We start from the raw sequence: 22,331 nt of genomic DNA on the forward strand, positions 1-22,331 counted from the left end.
ATGAAAAACTTTCAATTGCTACTCATAGCTCTAATATTTCAATTTTCATTGCAAGCTCAAATCGATGGAAGTGACTTATGGTTTTCAGAAAGTAGTCTGAATAGCCAGAATTATTTATTGAAACCTAAGTCTGTTGTTGTATCGGATGCGGAAGGTAGAATTACACTTGCTTCGAATGAGCTGCTTCATGGATTAAACAGACTTTTTAAAACATCAATTAAAACTAAGCATAAAGTCAGTAAGGAGAGCGTATGGCTTTCTTTATCTGTTAATTCGGATATTAGAGAGTTGATTGATCCTAAAGAATTAGATGAATTAGGCTCCGATGGCTTTATCATTAAGTATATCGATGAAAAGAAATCAGTTTTGATAACAGGAAACACTGAAATTGCTGTTTTGTATGGGGTATTTCATTATTTGCGATCGTTGCAAACAATACAGGTAAATAAGGATGACTTAAATATTATTGAAATACCAAAGTATAAAATCAGAATTCTTAATCACTGGGATAATCTGGATGGATCCGTTGAGCGAGGTTATGCTGGAAGATCGATCTGGAGATGGAATGAACTGCCTGAAAAAATCAGTCCGAGATACCATGAGTATGCGAAAGTAAATGCTTCAATTGGTATTAACGGAACGGTATTGAACAATGTAAATGCCAATCCTCAGATATTATCAACTGAATATTTGCAAAAAGTCAATGCTATTGCAAAAGTGTTGAGACCATATGGAATCAAAGTTTATCTGTCGGTGAACTTTGCATCACCTGCTGTTTTAGGCGGTTTGGAAAATGCGAGTCCAAAGAATGAGCAAGTGAAGGAATGGTGGAAGGAAAAAGTGAAGGAAATTTATGATCTGATTCCTGATTTTGGTGGTTTCCTGGTCAAGGCAAATTCAGAAGGACAGCCCGGACCGATGGATTATGGATGCACCCATGCCGATGGAGCCAATTTGCTGGCAGATGCATTGCAACCTTACGGTGGAATTGTTATGTGGCGTGCATTTGTTTATAATCCCAAAGGAAATGACAGAGCCAGACAAGCCTATGAGGAATTTTATCCTTTAGATGGTCAGTTCAGACAAAATGTGATGATTCAGGTGAAGAACGGACCTGTTGATTTCCAGCCGAGAGAACCATTCAGTCCTTTGTTCGGGGCCATGAAAACAACTCAACTAATGCCCGAACTACAGATAACACAGGAGTATCTTGGATTTTCTGATCACCTGGTTTATCTGGGTACTTTGTATCAGGAATTTTTACAGTCAGATACCTATGCAGATGGTGAAGGAGCAACTGTAGCAAGGGTAACTGAAGGTTCAATAAGTAATGATCATTTGAGTGGCATTGCCGGGGTGGCAAACATTGGTCTGGATAATAATTGGTGCGGACATCATTTTGCTCAGGCTAACTGGTATGTATTTGGGCGTTTGGCATGGAATCCTGACTTAGATGTTGAGATGATTGCAGACGAATGGACCCGTCAGACATTAACTCAGGACGATAAGGCTGTTGATGCGATTGTTAAGGTAATGATGAATTCGCGTGAGGCAACAGTCAACTATATGACTCCTTTGGGCCTGCATCATCTTATGGGCTGGGATCATCATTACGGACCTGAACCCTGGTGCGAAATTGAAGGCGCAAGGCCTGATTGGTTACCAACTTATTATCATAAAGCTGATTCCTTGGGTATTGGTTTTAATCGTTCTTCTTCAGGGAGTAATGCTGTAGAACAGTATCAGGCTCCATTAATAAGTATGTTTGATAATGTATCTACCTGTCCCGAAAAATATCTTTTATGGTTTCATCATGTACCCTGGAATTATCAGATGAAAAGCGGTCTAACTCTTTGGAATCAACTGTGTTTGAAATACCAACAGGGTGTTGATGAGGTAAGAAGATCGCAGGAGATGTGGAATACGATGGAACCATTTATTGATGAAAAACGGTTTGCAGAGGTTGAACAAAAGATAGCAATTCAGCTAAAAGAAGCCATTTGGTGGAAAGATGCCTGTTTACTTTATTTTCAGACCTTCTCAAACCAACCATTCCCCAAAGGAGTGGAAAAACCGATTTATAAACTGGATGAATTGAAAAAACAGAAGTTTAACCTTAAACATCATAATTAATTTGGCTTATTTACATAATTACATTCTTTTCTTCGATAATTATTAATTAAATCGCAATCAGAGAAACGATATTGATTGTATAAATAATTCCTAAACAACATTAGCAATGAATCTGCATCAGGATAAAATCAGCAAGATTGAAAAAATTGGATATAGTTTGGGTGATTTAGCTGCCAACCTTATTTTCCAGACTTTAATGACATTTCTTGCCTTTTTCTATACAGATGTTTATCAAATTTCACCGTCGTGGTCGTCAATTATCATTTTTGTGGGCGGTATTACCGGAAGTTTATTCAACCCCTTAATGGGAATAATTGCGGACAGAACGCGTACTCGCTGGGGGAAATTCAGGCCTTGGTTGCTTTGGACTTCTATTCCTTTGGGAGTTGTGGGGATTCTGGCATTTAGTACTCCAGATTTTAGTGATACAGGTAAGGTTATCTATGCCATGTCGACCTATATTTTGCTAATGGCAGTGTATGCATCCAATAATGTGCCTTACACCTCATTGAGTGGAGTGATCACCGGAAATATGTCGGAACGTAACAGCATTACATCTTATCGTTTTGTGGCGGTGATGGTTGCTCAGTTTATAATTCAGGTATTACTGCTGCCTTTGGTTTTGATAATGGGTGATGGTGATAAAGCGCAAGGTTTTCACGAAATTTTTATTCTGTTTGCATGTGCTGGTAGTATCATGTTTTTAATTGCTTTTTTCACAACCAAAGAACGCATCGCTCCTTCTGCAAAACAGAAATCCAGCATAAAAACAGATGTTAAAGATGTATTTAAAAATAAACCATGGATTAGCATGTTGATTGCCATTGTTCTACTGTTTGTAGCAATGGGAATTCGTAATGGATCAAATGTTTATTACTTTTCTTATTATCTTGATGAGGGGCAGTTAAGTATATTTCTTAACGGATTGGGTTTCTATGGTTTTATTGAATGGCTGGATCGTGTGTCAAAAGCTATGGGATTTATTGGTTTTAACTGGCCGGAAGATACATCTACTACAGCATTTAGCTTGTATAGTGCAGTCAGTATTTTATTTAAGTTAACCGGGATTGTTATTTCCAAACGCCTGGCAGATAAGTATGGGAAAAGGAATATTTTCGGTATAAGTCTGTTCTTTTCTGCTCTGTTTTTATCAGCCTATTATTTTTATTCGCCGAAGGCAATTGTATTGGTTTTTGTTACACAAGCTTTTTATGGTTTGAGTATTGGATTACTGATGCCTCTATTATGGGCTATGGTTGCCGATGTTGTTGATTATTCGGAATGGAAGACAAGAAGAAGAGCAACGGCGACTGTTTTTTCAATAACATCGTTAGGGTTTAAAGTTGGTTTGAGCATTGGTGGAAGCTTGGTAGCCGGTATTTTATTTTTATATGGTTATGATGTAGATATGGATCATTCAATGAAGGTGCAGAATGGTGTAAAAATGTTGATAAGTATATATCCGGCTTTAGCCTCCTTTATTGGTGTTATAAGTCTTTACTTTTATGAGATAAACAAAAAAATGGAGCAACAAATAGAAAACGATTTAAGATTAAGAAGACTCAATGATGAATAATAAAATCCAATAATATGAAAATGAATAAAATCCATTCCGGCTTAATTTTGATACTTACTTTGTTTTCTGCATGTACGCAGCCACAAAAGCAAGAGCCTGGGTTGAAAGATGCATTAAAAGATAAGTTCTTTATAGGTACAGCTTTAAATACCAATCAGATATTTGGTAAAGATACCTTGGGATTAGAATTGATAAAAAAGAATTTTAATTCTGTTGTGGCTGAGAATTGCATGAAAAGTGAAGTGATTCACCCTAAAGAGGATGAATACAATTTTACAAAGGCCGATAAATTTGTGGAACTGGGTGAAGCCAATAATATGTTTATTATTGGTCATACTTTGATATGGCACTCGCAGGCTCCGGCCTGGTTCTTTATCGATGACGAAGGGAATGATGTATCCCGTGAGGTTCTGATTGAACGAATGAAGAATCATATTTACACCGTTGTTGGGCGATACAAAGGAAGAGTCCAAGGTTGGGATGTTGTGAATGAAGCCATTAATGACGATGGCTCGTGGCGCGAGAGTATGTTTTATACCATTATTGGTGAAGACTATATCAAACTGGCTTTTCAGTTTGCTCATGAAGCAGATCCGGAAGCGGAGTTGTATTACAACGATTATTCGATGTTTCATAAAGGACGCCAGCAAGGTGTTGAGCGATTGGTAAAATCACTTCAAAACGAGGGAATAAGAATAGATGCTGTTGGTATGCAGGCTCACTATGGGTTGAATTATCCGTCAATTACTGAATTTGAGGATGCAGTTACCTTTTTCGCAGGATTAGGTGTAAAGGTAATGATAACAGAACTTGACCTATCGGTACTGCCATCACCTTATGAAACAATGGGAGCCAATGTTGCTGATCGTTTTGCTTATCGCGAAAGTATGGATCCATTTAAAAATGGCATGACGGATTCAATTGAAGCGCAATTTAAGCAACGATATCTTGATTTCTTCAAATTGTTTATCAAGCATCAGGATAAGATATCTCGCGTGACTCTTTGGGGTGTGACAGATAATGACACATGGAAAAACGACTGGCCTATAAAAGGACGAACTGATTACCCATTGTTGTTCGATCGAAATTATCAACCCAAAACAATTGTAAATGAAATAATCAAAGAAGTAGCAAGTCAAAATAATTAATTCATAAAAAATGAAGAATCCTAGATATCTGGTTGATCATATGCACACTGCAGATCCTGCAGTTCATGTTTTTAATGGAAAAATTTATATTTATCCCTCACACGATATTGAATCGGGCATCCCCGAAAATGATAATGGCGATCATTTTGATATGCGCGATTATCATGTTTTTTCGATGGATGATATTGATGGTCCGGTTACCGATCATGGTAAAGTACTTGATGTTAAAGACGTGCCCTGGGCTGGTCGTCAGATGTGGGATACTGATGTGGCCTGTAAAAATGGAAAATATTATATGTATTTTCCAGTCAAAGATAAAAACGACATATTTCATATTGGTGTGGCTGTTAGTGATACACCCGAAGGTCCTTTCATTCCCAAAAGTCATCCGATGTTAGGAAGTTACAGTATCGATCCATGCGTGTTTGATAATGGAAACGGAGATTATTACATGTATTTTGGTGGGTTATGGGGCGGTCAGCTGCAACGCTATCGTGATAATAAAGCAAAGGAGTGCGGGGCAGAACCTGCTGATGAGGAGCCTGCTTTGTGTGCAAAGGTTGTGAAACTGGCTGATGATATGCTGGAATTTGCCGAAGAACCAAAAGATTTGGTTATACTGGATGAAAATGGAGAACGGCTTAAGGCTGGCGATCATGATCGAAGATTCTTTGAAGCTTCGTGGATGCATTATTATAATGGCAAATATTATTTTTCATATTCAACCGGAGATACTCATTTATTGTGTTATGCTACAGGTGATAATCCTTACGGACCTTTCACCTATCAGGGAGTTATTCTGACACCCGTGGTAGGTTGGACCACACATCATTCAATTGTTGAATTCAAAGGAAAGTGGTATTTATATCATCATGATTGCGTTCCTTCAAATGGAAAAACCTGGTTGCGCAGTTTGAAAGTGGTTGAGTTGGAATATAATGAAGATGGTAGCATAAAAACCATAGAAGGGATACATAATTAGGCAATAGTATATAATCAGTAGTCAGTAGCTAGTAGTCAGTAGTTAGTAGTTAATTATAAGGTTATTAGCTTATTTCGGAAATGTAAATATGATACAGAACAACTCGAATTATCCGGATCAACATTATCTTATTGCTATTTTCGATTGATAATCGATATGCCTGATAGATTAATTGCTTCCATCTTCGGTACTTAATCAAATATCATACATTTGAACATCTCACATCATACATCAATTTAATGTATCTTTGAGAGTAAACTAAAACAGTTAAGTCATGAATAATTTTCATTTCCATAATCCGGTGAAAATCCTTTTCGGAAAAGGTGAGTCATCCAATTTTAAAGATGAGATTCCGGTTGGTTCGAAAGTAATGATACTTTACGGCGGAGGAAGTATCAAAAAAAATGGGGTATATGAAAAAGTGCAGGAGCAATTAAAAGATTATGAAGTCATTGAATTTAGTGGAATAGAGCCCAATCCTCACTACGAAACACTCATGAAAGCAGTGGAGATTGTAAGAGAAAAGGGAATCGACTTTTTGCTGGCTGTTGGAGGTGGATCGGTTTTAGATGGAACAAAATTTGTTTCAGCGGCTGTTCATTATCCAAATGGTGATCCATGGAATATTCTTTCGAAAGGTGATATAAAAAGTATAACCAATCCACTGCCAATTGGTGCTGTATTAACACTTCCTGCCACAGGTAGCGAAATGAATGGAAACTCAGTAATAACCAGAAGTGAAACAAAAGACAAGTTAGGGTTCGGTACCCCTTTGGTAATGCCTAAATTTTCAGTGTTGGATCCCACAGTTATTTCTTCTTTACCCGAACGACAGGTTGCCAATGGTATTGTGGATGCTTTTGTTCATGTGATGGAGCAGTATCTGACTTACCCGGTCAATGCACCTATTCAGGATCGTTTTGCCGAAAGTATACTTTGTACTTTAATCGAAGAAGGTCCTAAAGTAATGAATGATAGTTCGGATTACGAAGCAGCGGCTAATTTTATGTGGGCAGCCACCATGGCTCTGAATGGATTAATTTCTACAGGAGTACCTCAGGACTGGAGTACGCATATGATTGGTCATGAGTTGACAGCTCTTCATGGTATTGATCATGCACGAACCTTAGCTATTGTATTACCCGGGGTAATGCAGGTGATGCTGCAAAATAAAAAAGATAAGCTTTTGCAATATGGGGCGAACGTGTGGAATGTTACCAACGGAACAGAAGAAGTGAAAGTTAACACAACTATTCAAAAGACTGTTGACTTTTTCGAATCTTTAGGAATCAAAACCCGTGGATCTGAATATGGCATAACAGAAGCAACAGTTGATGAAATTTGCAATAGATTTGAACAAAGAGGTGTTAATGCGCTTGGTGAAAAGGGTGATTTAACCATCGATAATGTAAGGCAAATATTAAAAATGCGATTGTAGCGACTTATTAAAATCATTAATACATCGGCGATAGGTTTTTATTTAAATCTATCGCCTTTTTTTATGTCTGATTTCGATACTTTCAATCCCATTTTTTAGTTTGTGTTACCTTGGTTTTGCTGTTGGTATCAAAATGATAATAGAATATGTACATTTTGTTAATTGTTACCTGCATTAAAAATTTTGTAACGAACAGAAAAGTGTAAAACTCATTCTGATAGTAATTTAGGTGAGTTGGTTTGTTTGAGTGAAAACTTATTGATCAACATTATTAAATCCTAAAAATCTATCTTTATGAAAAAACTTTTACTAATTGTTGCTTTGGCAGTAATTTCTACTGCACAATTAATGGCAGATAACTATTTAAACGTTACCAATATTCCAAATGGTACTGCCGGAGAAAGTCTTACGGTTTCTATTAAGTATACATCTGATGTAGATCGTAGTCTTATTTATTCCATTTATTCTTCTACAAGTGATGGTACAAGTGTAGATTGGGGCACCCAATGGGCGTGGGTTAATAATGAAGTTTCCATTACTGCCGGTACTGATGTTGAAACGGATATATCAATTAACCTGCCTCAACGATTAAATTCAAATGATCTGGATGATGGTATTAATTATTTGTTTGTGTTGGAATTTGGTGATTATTCAGTGGGTTCTTATAACGGAAATGTTATGACAATAGCCGAAACAACCAATCCTTATACATGGGCTGAATTAACAGCTGATCCGCCAAGTACTATTGAACAAGGAGAAACAATAACATTAAATTACAGATACAGAGCAGAAACTGATTCAAAATATTGTCTGAAAGTAGCATTGTCAATTTATAACGGTTATACCTATGTAGCTGATAAGATTGGACATTGGGTTGAGAATTTTGACGGTCAACCTGCTACGGGTTACATTAATGAGCAGTTTGATCTTCAGGTACCAGGTGATTTTCCTTTATCAACAGATTTGGCTTCCGGGGAAAGATATGTGATTGAAGTGGGTGTATCTGGCGAGAACTGGGCCTGGATAGGAATCAGTACAAAATATGATGTAACCATTTCCGCTGCTACAAACATAAAAAGCAAGGATGCTAAAGGAATTAATCTTTACCCAAATCCTGTAAAAGATATGTTAACCATTGATGGGGTTGCACCCGGTAAAACCCTGATGATATACAGCGTAACAGGTGCATTGGTAAAAAGCGAAATCTTAAGTGACAGTAAATCTCAAACGGATGTTTCTGATTTAGCAAAAGGTATTTATTTCATAAAAACTGACAATAGGACGATTAAGTTTATTAAAAACTAACCATTTAAGTTTCATAGTGCAAAAGGCTGCTGATAATAAATCAGATCGGCAGCCTTTTGATCTGTTATTCCCTTGCAGCAAGCAACTAAAGCAAACGGTTTGCATGATGTGTTGCTATTGACATTTTAGACAAATCTGTTTTTAAATCTAAATATTTATGAAAATAATCTATGGACGAAGGAGAAGATTTCTATTGATGCTTTTCCTGATCATTTCTGTGCCGTTATGGGCACAAAATATTACAGTTAAGGGTAAGGTGACTGATTCCGGGGGAGGACCGTTACCTGGCGTGAATATTGTAATATTAGGCACATCACAAGGAACAATAACAGATATGGATGGTAATTATGGTTTAACTGTTCCGGTTGGAAGTCAGCTTACATTTAATTTTATTGGGTTTATTTCTCAGACAATAACAGTAACAGATCAGACTAAAATTGATGTTATTTTGCGAGACGACATGGCCAAGATTGGTGAGGTGGTGGTAGTAGGATATGGCCAGATGAAAAGAACAGACCTAACCGGTTCGGTTGTATCGGTGGCAAGTGATGCTATTGAAAAAACAGTAACTACTTCTCCTGAACAAGTACTGCAAGGACGTGCTGCTGGTGTGCAGGTTCAACAAAATAGTGGTGCGCCTGGAGGAGGTTCTTCCATCAGAATTCGGGGAATCAGTTCTTTAAACGGTTCAAACGAACCTATCATTGTAATTGACGGGGTAATAATCGATGGTAATACAGGATCGAGTGCTTCCAATGCATTGTCTTCAATCAATCCGGCAGATATCGTATCGATGGATATCTTAAAAGATGCTTCAGCAACAGCAATTTATGGTTCCAGAGCTGCCAATGGAGTAATAATTATTACAACCAGAAAAGGTGAAAAAGGAGATGCCCGAATAAGCTACGATGGATATATGGGTTGGCAGGAAATGCCAAAGAAACTCTCATTATTAAATCTGCAGCAATACGCAATTCACAAAAATACCCGTGCTGAAATGGGTATTGTGCAATGGGATAATAATTTTGTTCGTCCTGATTTACTGGGTGCCGGTACCGACTGGCAGGAAGAATTATTTACACTGGCAATGATGCAAAGTCATAACTTGTCTGTATCAGGTGGTACAGAAAAAAGTACTTATGCCTTGGGTGCCGGTTATCTCGATCAGGATGGTATTGCCATTGGCTCAGGCTTTGAACGGTTAAACCTAAGAGGAACATTTGATTCGCAAGTGAAAGACTACCTGAAGGTAGGAATCAATTTCGCTTTTAGTAACTCAAAACAAAATACTACCGTTTCGGATGATAACCTGATTATGACAGCCTTAAAACAGACTCCTAATGTGGCAGTTCGTAATGCTGATGGTTCGTTTGACGGTCCTGATACGGATGAATACGTACAAAACAACCCTGTTGGTTTGGCAATGATTAAGGATAACCGTAATGAAAGTATGAATATTCGTGGAAACACATATGCTGAGGCTGAAATCATTGAAGGGTTGAAAATTAAAACTGAATATGCCTTTGATTACGGAGTGGGTAATACTTACACATTCAATCCATCCTATACTTTTGGTGCTATTACAAATGAAGTAAGAGAAGGCTCACGATCGAAGTCATACAGTAAATTCTGGACCTGGAGAAACATTGCAACTTATAATAAGGAATTCGGAATTCATAATTTGAATGTGATGTTGGGTCAGGAAATGCAGGAATCTCATTGGGAGTATTTATATGGCTATCGCTCTGGCTATCTGACTAACAGTTCAACGGATTTGAATATGGGAGATGCTACAACAGCCAGAAACGGCAATAGTAGTAATACTTCTTCTATCTTTTCTTACTTCGGGCGATTGTTCTATTCGTTCAATGATAAATATCTGCTTACATCTACTCTCCGTTATGATGGATCGTCTAAATTTCATGAAGATAATCGATGGGGATTGTTTCCATCAGCAGCATTTGCCTGGAAAGTATCAAACGAAAGCTTTTTACAGGATAACAATGTCATCAATAATCTGAAGCTTCGCTTAGGCTGGGGTACTGTAGGTAACGAAAATATTCCAGGAACAGCTTATGCTTATACTTCAACATACACTTCAGGAGCCACTGCCAACTGGGGAACTTCCCTTAGAGCATTAAATACAGCCAACCCTGAACTGGAATGGGAAACGACTTATTCGAGCAATGTTGGTTTTGATATCAATCTGTTTCAGAACCGAATTGAGTTTATTGCTGATGCTTATTATAAGAAAACAGAAAACCTGTTGCTGGAACTAACTTTACCTGCTTATGTTGGTACCTCAGGACAAGGATCAACATCACCACCCTGGGTTAATATCGGATCACTTGAAAATAAAGGTATTGAACTAACCTTAAATACAGTAAACGTTGATACCCGTGGTTTTATGTGGAGATCCAACTTTGTTTATTCAATGAACCGAAATAAAGTGTTGTCGTTGAATACCGAAACCAGTATTCTGGATGAAACAATCAGTCAGGGATCTGAAACTACCATTGTTACCCGAACAGCTGTTGGTCAGCCAATCGGACAATATTACGGTTATAAAGTGATTGGACGTTTTGAGAGCGCGACAGATTTCTATTATAAAGATGCTTCGGGTAACATTGTGCCTACCGCTTTGCCTGAAGATATGGAGATTGGAGAAAACAGTGTGTGGATTGGCGATTATATTTTTGAGGATGTTAACGATGACGGAGTGATTAATGAAGAAGACCGCACTTATATTGGAAATCCTGAGCCTAAGTTTATTTTTGGTGTTGGTAATACATTCAGCTATAAAGGATTTGATTTAAATATCTTTTTAACCGGATCGTACGGTAACGATGTGGTAAATTATCAGCGTCGTTGGTTAGAGAATCCAAGAGAGAATACTAACCTGTCAACGGATGCCCTGGGATATGCTCAACTGGCTTTAATTGATCCGGCCGGACCCAATGATTACCGAAATGTTCAGATTGTAGGCGGCGATCCTTATATGCCACGTATCGGAGCATCATCTGCATCTTCTACATCTAACTATCGTTACAGCGATAAGTTTGTTGAAGACGGATCCTACCTGCGTATTCAGAATATTTCATTAGCCTACAACCTGCCAGCTAGTCTGCTTTCTAAAATTGGTATCGAGAGTATGAAAGTTTATACCAACCTTCAGAATGTGTACACTTTCACAAAATATTCAGGCTACGATCCGGAAATTGGCTCGATGAATCAAAACGCATTATTAACAGGTATTGATAATGCACGATATCCGTCTCCGCGTATTTATACTTTCGGGGTTAATGTAACATTCTAACAGAAAATAAGATAAGACTATGAAAAGCAAAAATATCATATATTCAATACTGCTGGTAGTGTTTTCGTTGTTGGGAACAAGCTGTGAGGATTTTCTGGAAGTGCAACCCAATGATTTAATTACACAAGAGAATTTTTACCAGTCGGAAGAGGACTTTAAAGCTGCTACAGCTGCATTATACAATGTTGTATGGTTCGATTTTAACGATAAGTTCTATTACGGACTGGGGGATGGAAGATCGTATAATCTTTATGCTCCTTATTCCGATTATATCTATCCTTTTTCTGATTTAACAGAGACTGGATTAACTGGACCACTGGTTTCGGCCTGGCAATCGTTTTATAATGTTATTCAACAATCAAATAAGGTAATCATTGGTATTACATCCAGCACTGTAGAAGAAGAAGTTAAATCGAAATACATTGCTGAAGCCCGCTTTATGAGAGGTACAGCATACTGGTATCTGGCTTCGTTATGGGGTGATGTAATCCTTTGCGAAAATCCTGATGATCTGGTTGCCAATCCCATTGTCAACACCAATCCACTGGATGATGTTTATGAATTTGTAATGCGTGATCTGGAATATGCCGCTAAATATTTACCGGCAGCAGTGGGACAGGCAGGACGTTTGACTTCTTATAGTGCATACGGAATGTTGTCACGCATTTATTTATCGTATGCCGGATATAGCGATAATCCGAATAGCGGAACCCGTGATGCTGATTATCTGGAGCTAGCTAAAATGGCAGCTGCAAAAGTTCTTGCTGACGGACCTTATGAATTGATGGAGGATTACGCAGAATTATTTAAGATTGAGAATAATAATAATTCAGAATCGATGTTTGCCTTGCAATGGGTTCCAAATGGCGATTACGGTTATACCAATACGCAGCAGGCTTATTTTGCTGCCGGATCGGAAATAACCGGTGATGATGCAGCCTGGGGTTACTGGACAAGAGCATCGTATGATATTCTGTTGGAGTACGAAACATCTGATGTTCGTCGTAAAGCAACCTGGATGGGTTATGGTGATTACTATCCTGAAATAAGTGTTGCCAATGGAGGATATACTTACGAGAAAACCGAGCAAGCTTTAAATGTTAAGAAAGGGGTTGTGGGTTCAACCAAGGATAATTCAAATATATCACGAATGAACTCAGCCTTAAATACCTATATGTTGCGTTTGGGAGAAGTATATCTTAATTATGCCGAAGCGGTTTTGGGAAATAATGAAAGTACAGACGATGAAGTTGCTTTGTTTTATTTCAATCAGCTTCGAATTCGCGCCGGAGTTGATACTAAGAGCTTAATTAGTTACGATGATATCATTCATGAAAGAAGGGTTGAACTCTGTATGGAAGGTCAGTACTGGTATGATTTGGTTCGTCGTTCGTATTATCAGCAACAAGAGGTTATCAATTATATTATAGGTCAGGATCGCGGTACCATTGTGCCAATTCTGTATAATACAGCAACCAATACAGTAACGGAAGATTCCGAACGCGACAGAGGTTCTCGATCCATTGGCACCATAGATGCTTCTGTATTCTTATTGCCTTATCCCGAATCGGAAGTGGTGCAGAATCCATTGTTAAAAGCTGATCCGGTACCGTATGTGTTTACCGAAGAAAGAATTACTGACTTATTCTAAACTGCTAGAATTGAAAACATCATTTGATATGAAGAATAAAAAACTAAATATAAATCGTTGGATCGCTTTAGCATTCGTTGGTGTGGCAGCACTCATGCTGTTATTCACCTCATGCGAAGAAGAGTCAACTTACAGTGGTCCGATCTCCATCAGTAAAATATATTTACAGGATGCCTCATCATCAGTGCCCGACAGGGAAGTGGAGTTTGCCCGATTAGGCCAGCTGATACGTATCGAAGGATCTGGTTTTACGGATGTAAAAAAAGTATACATTAACGGGATATCAACCTATTTTAATCCGGTAATGGTATCAGATAATTCTATGTTGGTAAGTGTTTCACGCAGTACTCCAATAATAGAAGCTGATCCCGAGGAAAGAAATACCATTCGTTTGATGAATGATGGAAGTGAGACCTCTATTGATTTTGAAATCAGGGCAGCGGCTCCAACTATTATTTATATCTCAAATACACTTCCATTGGCAGGAGAACCAATTACAGTTTACGGAACCGGATTATTGGAAGTGTCACGGGTAGTTTTTCCGGGAGGAGTGGAAGTTACATCGGGTATTTACTCTGATGATGAAGGAGAGTTCTTCACGGTTATAGTTCCTGAAGGAGTATCCGATGAAGGCGGTTCTTTGATGATTGAATGTGCCAATGGAGGAGCTTATTCACCGGCCTTTTTTAATTTCAAACCTGGTGTTATCCTTGATTTTGATGGTAACGGATCACAGGGATTCTGGAGTTGGAGCGAAACCGGCAGTATGATTAATGCGGATGATTTGGAATCAACTTCTGTTGGGAATTATAATATTTCACAGGGCACCTATGTGCCTCATCGACCATCGAGACTGTTAGGATTTGAAGCGGGTAAAAATCGCTGTACAGAAGTATGGACCGCAGGGAATGATGTGGACGACTGGCGTGGACAGCTAACATCATACATTCCGGCAGAAACTCCGTTGGATGCAGTAGGATTTCAGTTCGACATTTTTGTGCCGGAAGAATGGGGTGGATCAGGATATCTGAAAATTTGCCTGGTAAATGGATTTAACGGTGGCGAATGGTCAGGGTATTGCTATAATTATGTTCCATGGGTAATTGAAGGTGAAGCTGTTAGTGTAAAATCGGATGGATGGTTAACGGTAACAATTCCTTTTACAAAATTCTATGGTTTTGATAATGATCGATTAGAGGAAGCAAATCAGAAAGACTGGACTTTCGAAGATCTACTGGCTGTCAGAGAAAGTGCCAGTTGGAAGAACTTTGGATTCTATTTCGAAAACTCTGATTTCAACTTAGGACAGCTTTCAGGAGATGAAGCAGATAGTGAGATAGAATTTCCTTCTTCAGCTACATCGGTTAATGTGTATACTGACAATTGGAGAGTGGTTTCCTTACTAACTCCAACGTACAGTGATTTTCCGGATGAGGAATAGAAGAACAACAGAAAAAGCCAGATAAAATGGTTTGTTCAAAAAATAGAAAAATGAATTATAAAAAAATACTATCCATATTCGCCCTGTCTTCACTTCTTTTTTCATCATGTGATGATCAGAAGATGGAGTGGTACGATGATCCCACTCATGGCGATGTTACGATTGATGAGCTTCCTTTAAAGTTGGCTGAAAAAATTAGCCGCTACGATGCTCTTAAGACTTATACAGATATCACTTTAGGTGTTGGTGTCGGAATGGAATTATATATGACTGATGATACCTATCGCACACTGGCAGAGGAAAACTTTGATGAACTCACAGTTGGCTATGCCATGAAACATGGTCCGATGGTGAATTCAAAGGGAGAAGTTGAGTTTGAAGCTGCCGATGCCTTTATGGCAAAAACACAGGAAGCCGGATTAAGTGTGTTTGGGCATACATTGGTTTGGCACTCAAATCAGAATGCCAGTTACCTCAATGGTTTAATTGCTCCAACTGTTATTCCAGGTTCGGGAGGTTCAAATTCGCTGGATATTTCAGGTTTGCAGGATGGAACATTTGCAGGATGGAATCTTGCAAATGTGAGTGATGGAATTACAGTAGTTGAGGGTGCTGGTTTATCATCAGAGGCAAAAGCTGTACAATTAATTGCATCAGCCACTGCTTCCAATCCTTGGAATCTTCAATTGATAACTCCTGATATACCTGTTGTTTCAGGCCATAATTATGAAATATCTTTCTTTATTAAATCAGATCAGGCAGGAAAAGGAAGATTATCATTCAGCGGTTTAGTTAATAATTATCCTTGGAAAGACTGGTATGCAACGGGTGGCAGCTGGACCGAAGCTTTCGAAACATCAACACAATGGCAACAGGTTAAAATCACTGTCAATGATTTTAATGATGTTTCTTTCAAAATAGCTTTCGATTTAGGTTATCTGCCAGGTGTTACCTATTATATTGATGTTGATAATGTTAAAGTAACAGATCTTGACGCTCCGGTTGAAGAGGTTAACTTTATTTCAAATGGAGATTTTGAATCAGCAACACTTGATCCATGGGGAGGTTGGGGAAATAGCTCCACCCGTGAAGTGTCAGCTGAAGGCGAAGGTTTTGGCGGAACAGGATATTGTATGGTTTTAACCAATCCATCGGCAGCTAATTTGTGGAGTGCACAACAGGTATACTGGTTTGATTCGGCACTGGAGCAAGATAAAGAATACACCTGTACATTTATGATAAAGGCTTCAACTGCAGCTGCAATTCAACTACAGTTGCAAAGCGATGATTACAGTGCCAATTATTATGGAGGTATAAGTGTTGGCGCTGCATGGTCGCAGGTTTCACTGAAAATGACTCCAACAACAGCTGATCGTACTAAGTTTGTAATCGACTTTGGTGAAACAGCAGCAACATATTACATCGATGATATCGTTCTAACCGATGGATCAACAGGGACTTCCGGACCCACAATCATTGAAAAAACAGATGAGGAAAAAGCTCAGATTATTGAGGATTCAATGACAAGCTGGATATCGCAAATGGTAGGTCATTATAAAGATGGAATATTTGCCTGGGATGTTGTAAACGAACCTATGCGTGAAAGTGGTGAAGTAAGGGATGGTAATGTTTCTGATCCGGCCGCTGATGAATTTTACTGGCAAAAATATATGGGTAAAGATTATGCTGTGAAGGCATTCAACCTGGCTCGTCAGTATGGTAACGCAACCGATGTATTGTTTATCAACGACTATAACCTGGAGACGAACCATACCAAGTTGGATGGTTTAATCAGCTATGTTCAGTATATCGAACAACAGGGAGCGCAGGTTGATGGAATTGGCACCCAGATGCATATCTCTGCTGATACAGATAAGGATATGATAGCAGGTATGTTTGAGAAGTTGGCGGCTTCGGGCAAGTTGATTAAGGTTTCGGAGTTGGATGTTCGTTTGGGAACCAAGAACCCAACAGCTGAACAGTTAGCTGCACAGGCTGAGATGTATCAATACGTGATTGATATGTTTATGCAATATATTCCGGAAGCACAGCGTTATGGCATCACCATCTGGGGTATCTCAGATAGCGAACAGGAACATGAATACTGGTTACCAGAGGAGTCGCCAAACCTGTGGGATGCAAATTACAATCGCAAGCATGCTTATAAAGGAGCAGCGGATGGATTGGCAGGAAAAGATGTAAGTGAAGATTTTTCAGGTGCATTAGATTATTAGTATCACTGTTATGCTGCCGGCATTATTGTCGGCAGCTTTAATGATGAGCATTTGAAAAATCAGATCAGATAGAAACAGGCAAAGGAAAGTCGCAAAAATTTTTCCATTGTAGAATAATACAAAGCTAAATCGTATTGGATACATACCCCAGGAGAATACCCCGGCGATAATCCTTTGCCTTCCTTTTGAATATAGCTGATAGATATGATTATGAATTAATTCATAATTAGAGATGAATCACTTTAACCATGTAGAGTCAAGAGCAAATTAAAAAGCACAATAAGAAGCATATAATATGAGTACCGCATCACAAAAGATTTCGTTAGGCGAGAAGATTGGGTATAGCTTAGGTGACCTGGCTGCCAATCTGGTTTTTCAAACCTTAATCACTTATCTGGCCTTTTTTTACACTGATATTTATGGACTGGAGAATAATGATGCCTCGCTGATTATGCTGATTGTTGGCTTGGTGGCTGCCTTCTCTTTTAATCCTGTAATTGGTGTCTTGGCCGACAGAACAAGATCCAGATGGGGCAAGTTTAGGCCTTGGATCTTATATTCGTCTGTGCCTCTTGGTGTAATGGCACTGTTGGCATTCAGTACCCCTGATTTTGCTTACAAAGGTAAATTGATTTATGCAGCAGTAACTTATACCTTGTTGCTCCTATTATATGCCAGCAGTAACCTTCCATATTCAGCACTAAGTGGAGTGATTACAGGTGACATGGCTGAAAGAAACAGTATCTCTTCAATTCGTTTTGTAGCGGTTATGTTCGCCCAGTTTTTTGTTCAGGTTTTTATGCTGCCCATCATTGAATATGCCGGAGGTGGTGATAAAGCTGCCGGAATTGAGCAGGTAATTACCTGGATGGCTATTGTAGGTACCATCATGTTGTTAATTACATTTTTTACTACCAAAGAAAGAATCGTTCCTTCATCAGAACAGGAATCTTCATTAAAAAATGATCTATCCGATTTGGTAAAAAACAGGCCATGGATCATTATGCTTATCCTGACTGTTTTGGTGTTTGTAACACTGGCTATGAAAGGTGGTTCGTATGTTTATTATTTCAATTACTATGTTGATGAAGTTGCCTTGGCGTCTTTCATAAGTCCTATTCTCCATTTTTTTGATAGTGTGGGAATGAATTTCTTTGGTTCTGATCCAACATCAGCAGGCTTTGGACTTTTTAATGCCGGAGGCATAATTTTTATGCTGATTGGAATAGCCTTTTCAAAGAGATTAGCCGACAGGTTTGGAAAAAGAGATGTATTTGGAATATCCTTGTTTATTTCAACTTTGTTCATCCTTGCCTTTGTTTTATTTCCACCTAAAGGAGTTGGCTGGATGTTTATTTCACAGGTTTTTCATGGATTTTTCTATGGTATTACCACTCCCTTATTATGGGCAATGATTGCTGATGTGGCTGATTACTCAGAGTGGAAGAATAACAGAAGGGCCACAGCAATTATTTTTTCAGCCATGATGATGGGCCTAAAAGCAGGATTATCGATTGGTGGGGCATTGGTAGCATGGATTTTAGGATTGTACGGATATGTAAATGCAGCATCATGCTTGGGTAATGAATTGATTCAGCCCGAAACTGTTTCCACTGGATCAAAAATGTTGATTAGTGTATTTGCTGCAATTCCATTCTTAATTGGTGTTATCCTCCTGTTCTTTTACAAGATAAATAAGTCAATGGAGGTGCAGATTGAACAGGAATTGGTTCAACGAAGAAATAATGAAAAGTAGGTTTTAAATAATGATAGTAACCACATTAGTGGTTGTGTTGGGATTAGTTGAAGGAGTCAGTTAATAGCTGGCTCCTTTTATTTGATAATAATCCTAAAAGGAACAGCTGGTAATCCTGCTGAATTATAAAGATTAGCTTTATCCGGATTGTTGGCCCATGCATATCTTACTTCAACCGGATGAGTAACATTTTCATGCCAGATAATAACTTTATCTTCAGTAATTTCCGCATTAGCCCAAATCAGACTTCCATTTTTATCGCGAATCGAAAATCCTTCTAGCTTATCACCCTTTTTTATTGAGAGTCCGTTGGCAATATTCTTAAAGCTCAATTCAACCTTTGATCCATTAAGTTGATACCCATCTATCACCGGACCTGAAGAAATCACTTCTTTTTGATAAGCAATCTTTTCAGCAGCAAGAGCAACCCTATAACCTACATCTTTTTTATTTAATGGATGAATATCATTCCATTCACCTAAATCGATGATATTTACACTGGTACAATTGGCTTGGTTGTTTGCAACATTGAATTGAGCTTCTCTTAATTGTGCCCAATTGCTTTCATTCGGAATACTATCTGGTTCGAGGTAATTCGCAAGCTGAATGATAATAAAAGGCAGGTCTTCATGATTAAAAACTCTTCGCCAGTTTTTAACCATAGCTGTTAATCTTTCTTCGTATTGATCAGCATTATCAACATTGGATTCTCCCTGGTACCAAACAGCCCCTTTTATAGCATAATTGGTTAGTGGTGAAATCATCCCATTGAATAATCCTGCCGGTTTCCATCGAATAAAAGTAGGTCCTTCCAATGGGTTCATAGTAGCTCCAATCTTATATTTCCATTCACCTTCCAACGAAATGGTTTCTTCTTTTACTCTGATCTCATATGGTTTATCAGGAACAAATCCACCTTGACCAATTTGCGAGATTACCTTAACAACAATTGTGTTTTCACCTTCCTGAAGAATATTTGAAGGAATCTGATAACGGCGGGGTGGATATTGATATGAAGTAGTACCCACAAAACGACCATTTACAAACACCGAATCTGCATCAACAATTCTACCCATATCCAATTCAGCCGGTTGGTTTGCCGATTGAGGAGAAAGTTGGAATGTTTTTCTATACCAGACTGCACCATTTACATTCAATAGTTCTCCTTCATCCCAATAACCGGGCATATGGGTAGTTTTCCAGCTATTGTCATCCACATTCAATTCTGACCAGCCACTCTTATTACCTTCATCTTTTAATGCCAGTGATGTAAACCACTCATCTGTTCTCTGCTTATCACTTGCTTCAATATTACAGATTAAGGTAGAGTCTTTGAATCTCTGGAGTTCTTTATATGCGTCTTTAAATGGTTTTAGATCTTCTTCGCTTATCCATGCTTCAACAGGCGAACCGCCCAGACTTGAATTTATTATTCCAATCGGTACCTGCTCTGATTGTTGAATTTTATTGGCAAAGAAATAAGCAACAGCCGAAAAATCCATAATATTCTCGGGTGAAGCAGACTTCCATTGTCCACCGGTTAAGTCACATTGCTGTTTGTTGAAATCATATTTGTAAGGAACCCTGAAATGCCGAATTCCGGTGTTATTTATTTTCTTTATTTCATCACGAAACCTGGGCTCAACTCTTTTGATGGATACTTCCATGTTGGATTGTCCCGAACATAACCAAACATCACCAACCAGAATATCATTTAAAATAATTTGATTGGAACCGGTTAGCTTCATTGAAAATGGTCCACCTGGCTTTTGGGCAGGCATTATTACCTGCCATTTGCCATTTTTATCTGCATTTGTAGTGAGAATCTTATTTTTAAATTCAATTTTAATGGATTCATCCGGTGAAGCCCATCCCCAAAGGGTGATAGGAACATCACGCTGAAGCACCATACCGTCACTTATTAATTTAGGAAGCCTGATCTGAGCTGAAACAGGCAGAAATAATAGGGTATATAAAATTGCAATAAATAAGATTCTCTTCATCGTAACTAAATTAAATAAAGTTGCTGATTCCAGCCATCAAACCATCCAGCTCCGCCAAACCTTTAAGTCTTCCAATCAATGGATAACCCGGATTGTATTTGTTGTTGTAATCATCCAGTATTTTAATTCCATGATCAGGACGAACCGGCATTTTAGTATCTTTTCTTCCTTCACCTTCTCTTCTCTTTTGTTCTTTTAAAAGAGCTGTCATTATTTGAACCATATTCTGACTGCCTGCCAAATGTCCTGATTCATAAAAACTACCATCAGGCAGAAGCTGAGTATTACGTAAATGTACAAAATGTATCCGCTCACTACAGTGATTTATGATCTCAACAAGATTGTTTTCTTTTCGTGCAGAAAGAGACCCGGCACAAAAAGTAACACCATTGTTAGGAGATGAGTTAGCCTTAAACAACCATTCATAATCGTCTAATTGCCCAATGATACGGGGTAAGCCTAAAACAGGAAATGGTGGATCATCTGGGTGAATTGCAAGGCGAACGCCTGCTTCTTCAGCTACAGGTATTACATCATCCAGAAAAGCTTTCAGGTTTTCACGCATTTTGTTTTTATCGTATCCCTTATAACGGTCAATAAATTCAAGAAATAATTTCTTCGGATCGGGTACGCTACCATCTATAACTCCATCAATAAATCCCTGGGTAACAACAATAATGTTATATGCCAACTCTTCAGCTTCCTCTGTGGTCATGGAGGCATAAACCTGTTTTGCTTTTTCAATTATTTCGGCAGGATAATCTTTTTCAGCTCCCGGACGTTTTAGTATAAAGGCATCAAAGGCCACAAATGTGGGAAAATCGAAATACATTGATTCGCCTCCATTTGCTATTTTATAATGTAAATCTGTTCGGGCCCAGTCTAACACAGGCATAAAGTTATAGCAAATGGTATCGATGCCACATGCTCCCAGATTTCGGACACTTTGTTGATAGTTTTTAATCAGTCGGGCACGATCGTCATTGCAAATTTTAATGCCTTCACTCACCGGCAAACTTTCAACAACACTCCATCTCAAACCATGACTTTCAATCAGGTTTTTTACTCTCATGATCTCATCAATCGACCATATCTCTCCGTTTGGAATATGATGTAAGGCTGTAATAACTCCTTCAACACCCATTTGAACAAGCATGTCAAGGGTGATAGGATCTTTCTCGCCAAACCATCTCCAGGTTTTTTCCAGTGCCATAATATTAGTTTGTTAGTTTTTAAGTTATCCCGCCACGATAGCTATCGTGGTATAGCGGGAGGCAATCGTAATTCTAAACAGAAAATGTATTAAATTTTTACTGCTTTATCCTTCAATTAAGATTGGTGAATTTTA

The 22,331-nt window shown here is 38.4% G+C and carries 13 protein-coding genes; 11 read left to right on the forward strand and 2 right to left on the reverse strand.

Annotated elements, in window-relative coordinates:
* The 11 genes from ACRD62_RS02065 to ACRD62_RS02115 all read left to right on the forward strand — a co-directional run bounded on the left by ACRD62_RS02065 (window position 1) and on the right by ACRD62_RS02115 (window position 18,980).
* Window positions 1-2,133 carry an alpha-glucuronidase family glycosyl hydrolase gene (locus ACRD62_RS02065; RefSeq protein WP_430818457.1) on the forward strand — a complete coding sequence of 711 codons (2,133 nt, stop codon included), beginning with the start codon at window positions 1-3 and terminating at the stop codon, window positions 2,131-2,133.
* Between the two features lie 106 nt (window positions 2,134-2,239).
* Window positions 2,240-3,709 carry an MFS transporter gene (locus tag ACRD62_RS02070; RefSeq protein ID WP_430818458.1) on the forward strand — a complete coding sequence of 490 codons (1,470 nt, stop codon included), beginning with the start codon at window positions 2,240-2,242 and terminating at the stop codon, window positions 3,707-3,709.
* A 14-nt stretch (window positions 3,710-3,723) separates the two neighbouring features.
* Window positions 3,724-4,857, forward strand: coding sequence for an endo-1,4-beta-xylanase (locus ACRD62_RS02075; RefSeq protein ID WP_430818459.1), 1,134 nt, complete (start codon window positions 3,724-3,726; stop codon window positions 4,855-4,857).
* A gap of 10 nt (window positions 4,858-4,867) precedes the next feature.
* Window positions 4,868-5,839: a glycoside hydrolase family 43 protein gene (locus ACRD62_RS02080; RefSeq protein ID WP_430818460.1), complete on the forward strand. Its 972-nt coding sequence runs from the start codon at window positions 4,868-4,870 to the stop codon at window positions 5,837-5,839.
* Window positions 5,840-6,113: 274 nt separating this feature from the next.
* Complete coding sequence (locus tag ACRD62_RS02085) at window positions 6,114-7,277, forward strand: iron-containing alcohol dehydrogenase (protein WP_430818461.1); 1,164 nt, start codon at window positions 6,114-6,116, stop codon at window positions 7,275-7,277.
* Window positions 7,278-7,571: 294 nt separating this feature from the next.
* Window positions 7,572-8,582: a T9SS type A sorting domain-containing protein gene (locus tag ACRD62_RS02090; protein WP_430818462.1), complete on the forward strand. Its 1,011-nt coding sequence runs from the start codon at window positions 7,572-7,574 to the stop codon at window positions 8,580-8,582.
* 157 nt (window positions 8,583-8,739) lie between these two features.
* Window positions 8,740-11,898 (forward strand): SusC/RagA family TonB-linked outer membrane protein, encoded by a 3,159-nt coding sequence (locus tag ACRD62_RS02095; RefSeq protein WP_430818463.1) that lies wholly within the window; start codon window positions 8,740-8,742, stop codon window positions 11,896-11,898.
* A gap of 19 nt (window positions 11,899-11,917) precedes the next feature.
* On the forward strand, window positions 11,918-13,549 hold the full coding sequence (locus ACRD62_RS02100; protein WP_430818464.1) for a RagB/SusD family nutrient uptake outer membrane protein: 1,632 nt from the start codon (window positions 11,918-11,920) through the stop codon (window positions 13,547-13,549).
* 28 nt (window positions 13,550-13,577) lie between these two features.
* Complete coding sequence (locus tag ACRD62_RS02105) at window positions 13,578-14,990, forward strand: glycan-binding surface protein (RefSeq protein ID WP_430818465.1); 1,413 nt, start codon at window positions 13,578-13,580, stop codon at window positions 14,988-14,990.
* A 50-nt stretch (window positions 14,991-15,040) separates the two neighbouring features.
* Complete coding sequence (locus ACRD62_RS02110; RefSeq protein WP_430818466.1) at window positions 15,041-17,224, forward strand: endo-1,4-beta-xylanase; 2,184 nt, start codon at window positions 15,041-15,043, stop codon at window positions 17,222-17,224.
* Between the two features lie 295 nt (window positions 17,225-17,519).
* Window positions 17,520-18,980: an MFS transporter gene (locus ACRD62_RS02115; protein WP_430818467.1), complete on the forward strand. Its 1,461-nt coding sequence runs from the start codon at window positions 17,520-17,522 to the stop codon at window positions 18,978-18,980.
* Between the two features lie 77 nt (window positions 18,981-19,057).
* Here ACRD62_RS02115 and ACRD62_RS02120 read toward each other — a convergent pair whose 3' ends face one another.
* Together ACRD62_RS02120 and uxuA are read right to left on the reverse strand one after the other, a co-directional pair.
* Window positions 19,058-20,983, reverse strand: coding sequence for a sialate O-acetylesterase (locus tag ACRD62_RS02120; protein ID WP_430818468.1), 1,926 nt, complete (start codon window positions 20,981-20,983; stop codon window positions 19,058-19,060).
* A 10-nt stretch (window positions 20,984-20,993) separates the two neighbouring features.
* Window positions 20,994-22,196: a mannonate dehydratase gene (gene uxuA / locus ACRD62_RS02125; protein WP_430818469.1), complete on the reverse strand. Its 1,203-nt coding sequence runs from the start codon at window positions 22,194-22,196 to the stop codon at window positions 20,994-20,996.
* Window positions 22,197-22,331: the final 135 nt, after the last annotated feature.

This window comes from Carboxylicivirga caseinilyticus (genome assembly GCF_050589785.1).
Taxonomy (GTDB): Bacteria; Bacteroidota; Bacteroidia; order Bacteroidales; family Marinilabiliaceae; genus Carboxylicivirga; species Carboxylicivirga caseinilyticus.

Bases quoted from the DNA above. Each gene is read 5' to 3' on its own strand.
- ACRD62_RS02065 (WP_430818457.1), top strand. From the start codon at position 1: ATGAAAAACTTTCAATTGCTACTCATAGCTCTAATATTTCAATTTTCA.
- ACRD62_RS02070 (WP_430818458.1), top strand. From the start codon at position 2,240: ATGAATCTGCATCAGGATAAAATCAGCAAGATTGAAAAAATTGGATAT.
- ACRD62_RS02075 (WP_430818459.1), top strand. From the start codon at position 3,724: ATGAAAATGAATAAAATCCATTCCGGCTTAATTTTGATACTTACTTTG.
- ACRD62_RS02080 (WP_430818460.1), top strand. From the start codon at position 4,868: ATGAAGAATCCTAGATATCTGGTTGATCATATGCACACTGCAGATCCT.
- ACRD62_RS02085 (WP_430818461.1), top strand. From the start codon at position 6,114: ATGAATAATTTTCATTTCCATAATCCGGTGAAAATCCTTTTCGGAAAA.
- ACRD62_RS02090 (WP_430818462.1), top strand. From the start codon at position 7,572: ATGAAAAAACTTTTACTAATTGTTGCTTTGGCAGTAATTTCTACTGCA.
- ACRD62_RS02095 (WP_430818463.1), top strand. From the start codon at position 8,740: ATGAAAATAATCTATGGACGAAGGAGAAGATTTCTATTGATGCTTTTC.
- ACRD62_RS02100 (WP_430818464.1), top strand. From the start codon at position 11,918: ATGAAAAGCAAAAATATCATATATTCAATACTGCTGGTAGTGTTTTCG.
- ACRD62_RS02105 (WP_430818465.1), top strand. From the start codon at position 13,578: ATGAAGAATAAAAAACTAAATATAAATCGTTGGATCGCTTTAGCATTC.
- ACRD62_RS02110 (WP_430818466.1), top strand. From the start codon at position 15,041: ATGAATTATAAAAAAATACTATCCATATTCGCCCTGTCTTCACTTCTT.
- ACRD62_RS02115 (WP_430818467.1), top strand. From the start codon at position 17,520: ATGAGTACCGCATCACAAAAGATTTCGTTAGGCGAGAAGATTGGGTAT.
- ACRD62_RS02120 (WP_430818468.1), bottom strand. From the start codon at position 20,983: ATGAAGAGAATCTTATTTATTGCAATTTTATATACCCTATTATTTCTG.
- uxuA (WP_430818469.1), bottom strand. From the start codon at position 22,196: ATGGCACTGGAAAAAACCTGGAGATGGTTTGGCGAGAAAGATCCTATC.